The sequence below is a fragment of the Metalysinibacillus jejuensis genome, assembly GCF_003057615.1.
Taxonomy (GTDB): domain Bacteria; phylum Bacillota; class Bacilli; order Bacillales_A; family Planococcaceae; genus Metalysinibacillus; species Metalysinibacillus jejuensis.
In genome coordinates, this window is sequence record NZ_QAFW01000031.1 from 20,390 (window position 1) to 27,053 (window position 6,664).

8 protein-coding genes are annotated in these 6,664 nt (G+C 39.4%); 3 read left to right on the top strand and 5 right to left on the bottom strand.

Annotation, left to right across the window (positions count from 1 at the left end; genetic code table 11):
- Positions 1-10: 10 nt before the first annotated feature.
- A complete protein-coding gene (gene hrcA / locus DDE80_RS09900; RefSeq protein ID WP_108307497.1) occupies positions 11-1,024 on the bottom strand; it encodes a heat-inducible transcriptional repressor HrcA in 1,014 nt (337 codons plus the stop codon).
- Between the two features lie 94 nt (positions 1,025-1,118).
- Positions 1,119-2,249: a radical SAM family heme chaperone HemW gene (gene hemW / locus DDE80_RS09905; protein ID WP_108307498.1), complete on the bottom strand. Its 1,131-nt coding sequence runs from the start codon at positions 2,247-2,249 to the stop codon at positions 1,119-1,121.
- Positions 2,250-2,392: 143 nt separating this feature from the next.
- On the opposite strand from hemW, the gene DDE80_RS09910 reads away from it, so the two are divergent.
- On the top strand, positions 2,393-2,788 hold the full coding sequence (locus DDE80_RS09910) for a hypothetical protein (RefSeq protein WP_108307499.1): 396 nt from the start codon (positions 2,393-2,395) through the stop codon (positions 2,786-2,788).
- A 67-nt stretch (positions 2,789-2,855) separates the two neighbouring features.
- Here DDE80_RS09910 and DDE80_RS09915 read toward each other — a convergent pair.
- From DDE80_RS09915 to DDE80_RS09925, 3 genes are all read right to left on the bottom strand, one after another.
- Positions 2,856-4,171 (bottom strand): IS3 family transposase gene (locus DDE80_RS09915; protein WP_427901807.1). Its coding sequence is split into 2 segments (ribosomal slippage): positions 2,856-3,562 and positions 3,562-4,171, totalling 1,317 coding nucleotides; the frame shifts between segments, so codons are not numbered across the junction.
- 122 nt (positions 4,172-4,293) lie between these two features.
- Positions 4,294-5,037 carry a formate/nitrite transporter family protein gene (locus DDE80_RS09920; protein WP_108307500.1) on the bottom strand — a complete coding sequence of 248 codons (744 nt, stop codon included), beginning with the start codon at positions 5,035-5,037 and terminating at the stop codon, positions 4,294-4,296.
- A 70-nt stretch (positions 5,038-5,107) separates the two neighbouring features.
- Complete coding sequence (locus DDE80_RS09925) at positions 5,108-5,647, bottom strand: MerR family transcriptional regulator (RefSeq protein WP_108307501.1); 540 nt, start codon at positions 5,645-5,647, stop codon at positions 5,108-5,110.
- 152 nt (positions 5,648-5,799) lie between these two features.
- Here DDE80_RS09925 and DDE80_RS09930 point away from each other — a divergent pair, with 152 nt between their 5' ends.
- Together DDE80_RS09930 and DDE80_RS09935 are read left to right on the top strand one after the other, a co-directional pair.
- Positions 5,800-6,393 (top strand): hypothetical protein, encoded by a 594-nt coding sequence (locus DDE80_RS09930; RefSeq protein ID WP_108307502.1) that lies wholly within the window; start codon positions 5,800-5,802, stop codon positions 6,391-6,393.
- A 105-nt stretch (positions 6,394-6,498) separates the two neighbouring features.
- Positions 6,499-6,664 (top strand): transposase (locus DDE80_RS09935; RefSeq protein WP_201261524.1); only part of this gene is annotated, 166 nt, incomplete at its 3' end.

Sequence of the window (6,664 nt, forward strand, 5' to 3'; positions counted from 1 at the left end):
GATTACCCTCCTACTTCGCCTTATTAAAGGCGCGTGTTAAATCGCGTCTTACAAAATCCACTAAAGAAATAACACGTTCATAATCCATGCGTGTTGGTCCGATAATGGCGATCGCACCTGTGCTTTCACCTGCCTGATAAGTGGCGGTAATCACACTGCAATTTTCCATCGCAATTTGCTCATTTTCTGAGCCAATGCGGATATGAATGCCTGCTTCATTAGGTTGAAACAGCTCATACACTTGTTGACGTGCTTCCATCATATCCATTAGCATGCGAAGTTTATTAACATCGTGAAATTCAGGTTGTCGTAGCATATTTGTTTTACCGCCATAAAACAATTTCGTTTGACTCGGCTCATGATGTGTTAGTGAAGCGATAAATTCTTCAGCCGCATTAATATGTTGCTTTAACAGTCGCTGCACTTCAGTCTCTAAGCTTTGGGCAAAATGCTCTAGCGGTACATTATAAAGTCGTTCATTTAAAATGTTAACGGCTTTTTCCACATCCGATGCGCTAAAGTGCTCTGGCACATGGAAAGTACGATGCTCGACATGACCTTGATCTGTCACGATTATTGCTACTGCTGTATCATCTGTTAATGATACGATTGAAATCTTTTTAATCCGATGGCTTTGTACATCTGGGCCTAACATAATAGACGTATACGACGTCAACTGCGATAAAATAGTAGCCGACTTACGAATAATTTGCTCCACCTCAGCATGTTGATCAGTAAAAACAGATTGGATTTGAAGCATATCTTCTTTTAGAAGACGCTTTGGCTGTAGCAAGTGGTCTACATAAAATCGGTACCCCTTATCGGAAGGCACACGCCCTGATGAAGTATGCGTTTTTTCAAGTAAACCCATCTCCTCAAGATCTGCCATCTCATTTCGAATAGTAGCAGGACTATATGTGATATGCTTCTTCTTCGAAATTTGTCGTGAGCCAACTGGCTGTGCTGACGTGATAAAATCGTCTACGATGACTTGCAAAATTTCTAGCTGTCGATTCGTTAACATAATTCATCACCTCTGTTAGCACTCAGTTAAAGGGAGTGCTAATATCTATTTATAATTTATCAAACCCACTACATGATGTCAACGTTAACGCTCACTAAAATAAAAATTGTTGAAAAACCTCATTACCTACAAAGCGACCAGCACGCGTAAGCCTTAATCCCTCAGCATCTTGCACGACTAATCCCTTCGTAATAAGCGGGGCAATTACACCAGGAAATGCCTCGTCCATCGTTTTATTAAAACGTTGTTCAAACATAGCATGAGGTACACCTGCTGTTTTACGTAACCCTAAAAACAATTGTTCTTCCATTGCTTCTTGCTCAGTTACCTTATGTTCATTTAATAGAGGAAGCGTGTTAGACGCTAATGCAGCAAAATATTTTTTTAGTGGGCCGTGATTGCCATAACGTACGCCTTCTACATAACCATGCGCACCTGCGCCAATGCCAATATACTCGTCATTGTCCCAGTAGATCGTATTATGAACTGAATTTTGGCCAAAGTTACTAATTTCATATTGCGCTAAACCTGCCGCTTCCATCTCACGCATTAATACATCGTACATCTCACCTTCAAGCTGTGGTGTCGGTAAAGGCAAACGCCCTTTATTGTACTCCATATAAAAAATGGTCTTAGGCTCTACTAATAAAGAGTAGGCTGAGTAATGCGGCAGTTGTAAATCTAACGCCATACGTAATGAGCTTTGCCACTGTGCCATCGTTTGCTCAGGCAAGCCGTACATTAAATCAATGCTAATATTTTTAAATCCTACGTCCTTAGCGGTAGCTATAGTTTCCATTACATGCGCGTTACTATGCGTACGACCAAGGCGCTTAAGTAAAGCTTCATCAAAAGATTGCACCCCCATACTAAGGCGATTAACACCACCCTCATACAGAGCGACTAACTTATCACGTGATAGCTCATCAGGATTCGCCTCTGACGAAAACTCCTTCACTTGTGCAAGTGGTACTTGCTCAGCAATTACTGTAAGTAAACGTGTAATTTGAGTAGCAGATAGCGCTGTTGGTGTGCCACCACCTAAAAACACCGTTTCTACATTATTAAATGCCTCAGGTGCACGCGCCTTCCACAGTGCTAGCTCCTTGCCCACCGCTTCAATATATTCATCGACAGGCTGATTGGCGAAAAAAAATTTATTAAAATCACAGTAATTACAAATTTGGTGACAAAACGGAATATGAATATAAATACCACGTGCCATAGTTATAACCTACTTTCTTCGTTTCTAAAAATAACGTATTGCTATAGTATACTGGTTAGCTTGCAGGTGTGCGAAGAAATACACTAGCATCTCACACGCTTTTCCGTTAGGCTAAATAAAGCATAAAATAAAGGATGATGATAATGTACGCTGCTACTACCCCTAAATTCACACTATTTATTTGGCTGATTGTTGCGATTGCAATTGCTGTAATTCCTTGGCCTATTCCTTGGCTCAATTTACTAGCGGTATTTGTGATGGTAATCGTCGCGTTAATTTCATTTCTCCATTACCAATTAACGATTACAGATAAAGGTATTACTTACCGTGTTATCGCATTAAATAGCACCGTTAAAAAACGTATCATTACGCCGCAAGAAATGACCCATGTCACCTTTACGCGCCGACAAGACGATACGATTTTTCAAGCTGTCATTATGACGACGGCAAAGCCGCTTTCGCTACTGCGTTTTGACAGCCCCGATTTATATCAAGAGCTACGCGAATTTTGCCAAAAACATCATATTCCCCATAATTAATAAAAAGACGTTACGAGCTATAACGGTTTAAAGTGGTACCCAAGTCAAGGACAGACTAAAAAAGAGATTAAGCTACTAAAAGATGGTTTCTGTATTGTACAGGAGCCATTCTTTTTAAATTCCATTGGTAACGATAATTGTTGTAGTAGACCATATAGTGATCAATTTTTGCACGTAGTTCGTTTAGTGTTTTGACCATGCTGAAATCAACCTGGTCCTTGAAGTGACCGAAGAAGGATTCCTGGGGTGCGTTATCCCAACAGTTTCCTCGACGTGACATCGACTGACCAAGTTTATAGTGCTTTAAAAGTTTTTGGAATTTGGGGCTTGTATAATGAACCCCTTGATCTGAATGAAGGAAGGCTTCCGGATGGAGCTTTACACGATTGTTACGAAATAGTTTTTCAACGGTTCTTGTAGCGATATCGAGCGTAATACGATTTGATACATGATACGCTAAAATTTCATTTGTAGACCCGTCTTTTATGGTCGACAAATAAGCCATTTTTCCGTTGTAAGGAATATAGCTTATGTCCGTTAATAAGACCTTACCTGGTACACCTTGTTTGAAGTGACGATTTAATTTATTGGGAACCACACGGTGTTCTTTCGTTGCTTTGGCCATTTGTTTATAGGGATTCGCTTTACGGTGTGGACATTGAATGCCGTACTTTCGCATAATACGTTGAATTTTTTTGCGATTCATCACGATGCCAAAGTCGTGTTCAAGCGTCATTTTAATTGAACGCGAACCCTTCTTATAACCACGGTGATTAAAATCAAATCGTGTGCTTCTCTATCCTTCCGCTCTTTCACTGCACGTTCCTCGATTGTCGCTAAATAATTGTAATATCCAGAGCGGGAAACATGTAAAAGCTGGCAAAAATAAGTCACCATTTGCTTAAATGGCAACTGTTGAATGGTTTTAGAAATCAGTTGAAATATCTTTTGTGTGCTTAGTTTTTGGCTGTCGCTTAGCAGCCTCCTTTCTGTCACTTCGAGCTTTTTTAGCATTTCTACTTGGCCCTCTAATAGCTCAATACGTGCTGCTTGTCTTTCTACTATTTCTGCCATTGTTAGCTCACGCTTTAGGGGTCTGCCCGAACTCGTTTTCCGTGTATCCGTTAGTCCGATTAAGCCATTTCTCTCATATGATTTTCTCCAACGAGATGAGGCTTGTTCCACACGCTTCATGCCGAGCATCTCGATTTCAAAGCCAGCTTCCTCAAAAATCTTTCTAGGTGTTTTACCTGCTAAATATTCATCGATAAATTTACTTTTAAATGCATCTGCGTAGGTAATTGTGCGAGTACTTACCTTTAGTACATGGGGATTCTTTTGTAGTTGTGCTATCTGTTCTGGTGAAAATAATTGTTTACTCATAGCTGTCTCTTATCCGTCCTTATGTCTATTGAATTCTAGTATATTAAAAATACCTGTGAATAGCACACTCTTTTTCAAGTGTCCTATCCACAGGTACCATTTTAGTTCGTAACGTCTTTTCTTTATTTATCGTTTTTTAATACAGTTACCCAGTAAGCTACTGCTACAAAAACACCGCCAACAATATTACCTAATGTTACAGGTACTAAATTGTGAACGATTTCGCCTAACGTAATTACCCCATTAAAATACGCTACGCTAAAGGCTGTCATATTGGCAATACTATGCTCAAAGCTCATCGTAATGAATGGCATAATACAGCAGAAGATTACCGCAATACGACCAATTTCTGTTTTTAATTTATAGTTACCCCATACAGCAATACATACTAAAACATTACATAAAATACCGCGCATAAACAATTCTATTGTGTCAGGCGCTGTTTTACCATGCACTACTTTATCAATATATTCACCTAAATCACCTACGGCTAGGCCTGATGCATAAAATACACCTGCTAATAGCACGGCACCTACTAAGTTACCTGCATAGCTACCTATCCATGAAGCGATAGCTTGACCCCATGTCGTCTTTTTACTAAAGGCCCCTATCGTCATAACGAAGTGGTTGCCCGTAAATAAATCTGCGCCTGCTAATAATACCATCGTTAGTGCAACGCCAAACGTTACACCTTGTGCAAGCTTTAAGCTCGGCTCAGCTGACATATATCCCCCAAGTGTTACTAATAGCAACATACCGAAACCAATATAAATACCACCTAACATCGTATTCAGTAAATATGCTGGTTTGTCATTGCTTAGCATGTTGGCTTTCCCTAATGCTGCTTTCTCTACTAAGTCTCTCACTGATAATCCTCCTCAACATAAGTATTATAGTGGAAAAACAAATAAAAAAAGTACCTAAGATCGGTACTTTTTAACGAAATAGCAAACGACTTAACCAAGATCGTTTCTTTTGTCTCGTATTTTCGCGAATGAGCTGTTCAATCAAGTCATTTTGCTGTTTTATAACGTCTGACTGTTGTTCTAAAATATCGCCAACTTCGTGAACAAATGCCTTATGCATGGCATCTTGTGCTTGTACTTGTTGCACAATGCTATCAAGCTCACGTGCTACTTCATGAAGTTCTGTCGCACGCACTTGCGTCTGCTGTACAGCAGGCACATCGCCTTCTACTAGATTATCTTTATCTAGCTGTAAAATTTCTTTAATATTCGTATGCTCGTTCGTAACGATTTGCGCCGCTTCGCTAAACGGTATACTACGCAAGCGATTTAAAATGACCATCGCTTTCATACGCGCAAAATCTTCACCGACAAAACAACGGTGGTTTTTTGGGTTGCGTGCAATCATATAGCCGTTACCTTCTAAATGCTTGGCATAATTCGTTAAAGTCGCAGTGCTCACATTTAAAAATTTAGCGGCGTCTTTTGTTGTATACATTTTTTGATCCATAGTTTTAACTCCCCGCCTTACGTGTTGTTATAATTCTATCACTTTAATTCCCTTTCGTACAAATAAGGAAACAAATGCAGTGTTAATACTTGTCGGCACACGTAAAGCATATTATATTGAACACTAACATCTTGCAAAAAGGAGGCGAACTTATGCGCCCAGCGATTATTTGTATTTCTGCAGCGCAAGACGCGCACGCACTCGCCCTACATTTTGGGCAGCTACTCAATAAACCTAATAAAACAATTTTTGAGCGCCATCTATTGCTCGAAAACATATACGAGTTGCTAAGTTATTATTATCATATGAATTTGTATACACTAATCGATGAGGCAGAACAGCTGAGTCCGCAAGCAAGCTCAGCAGCACAAAATATGATGTTAATTGAAACAACGCTTTACACTACTGTACTCGTTAGTAACTTAACACAAAATACAAAGCTGCTAAAAAATGCACGTGCGGTTTTACTCGCGATGTTTGATGCACAAGTACCTTATGCCAAACAACACCTTTCACCTACACAATACGAAAAACTCGTAATGCCAACTATGCTACTGCGTCAATGGTTAGGTGATAAAGCACGATTTACTACAGCCGAAATGCAATATATTGTCGGGCAATTACTCGCATCAATTGATGAGGAGTTTATTCAAGGCAACTATTACCCACCTGCTGCACTCATTGAATATGTATCGAATGATTTTAACGTCTTTCCGAAAGAAGTCTCCCATCCTCAAGGAATGTGAAGGTGCGAATAGCACCAATGAGTAGGTGGGAGATGAATTTCGGTTGGCTTTAGCCAAAGCTTATAATATAATCAGTCTTAGATGTAACAAAGGATTGATATCACAATGAAATTAGATAGTAATAATCATTCAGTATTCTTAATGCATTATCATCTTGTACTGGTTGTGAAATATCGGATACAAGTTTTTGACAATGAATTATCTGATTTTGCAAAAGAAATGTTCATTAAGATTGGAAGTAAATACAACATTTCTTTAGTGGAATGGAATC

Excerpts from the sequence above, each read along its gene's own strand:
- DDE80_RS09930 (WP_108307502.1), top strand. The coding sequence starts at position 5,800 with ATGCGCCCAGCGATTATTTGTATTTCTGCAGCGCAAGACGCGCACGCA.
- hemW (WP_108307498.1), bottom strand. The coding sequence starts at position 2,249 with ATGGCACGTGGTATTTATATTCATATTCCGTTTTGTCACCAAATTTGT.
- hrcA (WP_108307497.1), bottom strand. The coding sequence starts at position 1,024 with ATGTTAACGAATCGACAGCTAGAAATTTTGCAAGTCATCGTAGACGAT.
- DDE80_RS09910 (WP_108307499.1), top strand. The coding sequence starts at position 2,393 with ATGTACGCTGCTACTACCCCTAAATTCACACTATTTATTTGGCTGATT.
- DDE80_RS09925 (WP_108307501.1), bottom strand. The coding sequence starts at position 5,647 with ATGGATCAAAAAATGTATACAACAAAAGACGCCGCTAAATTTTTAAAT.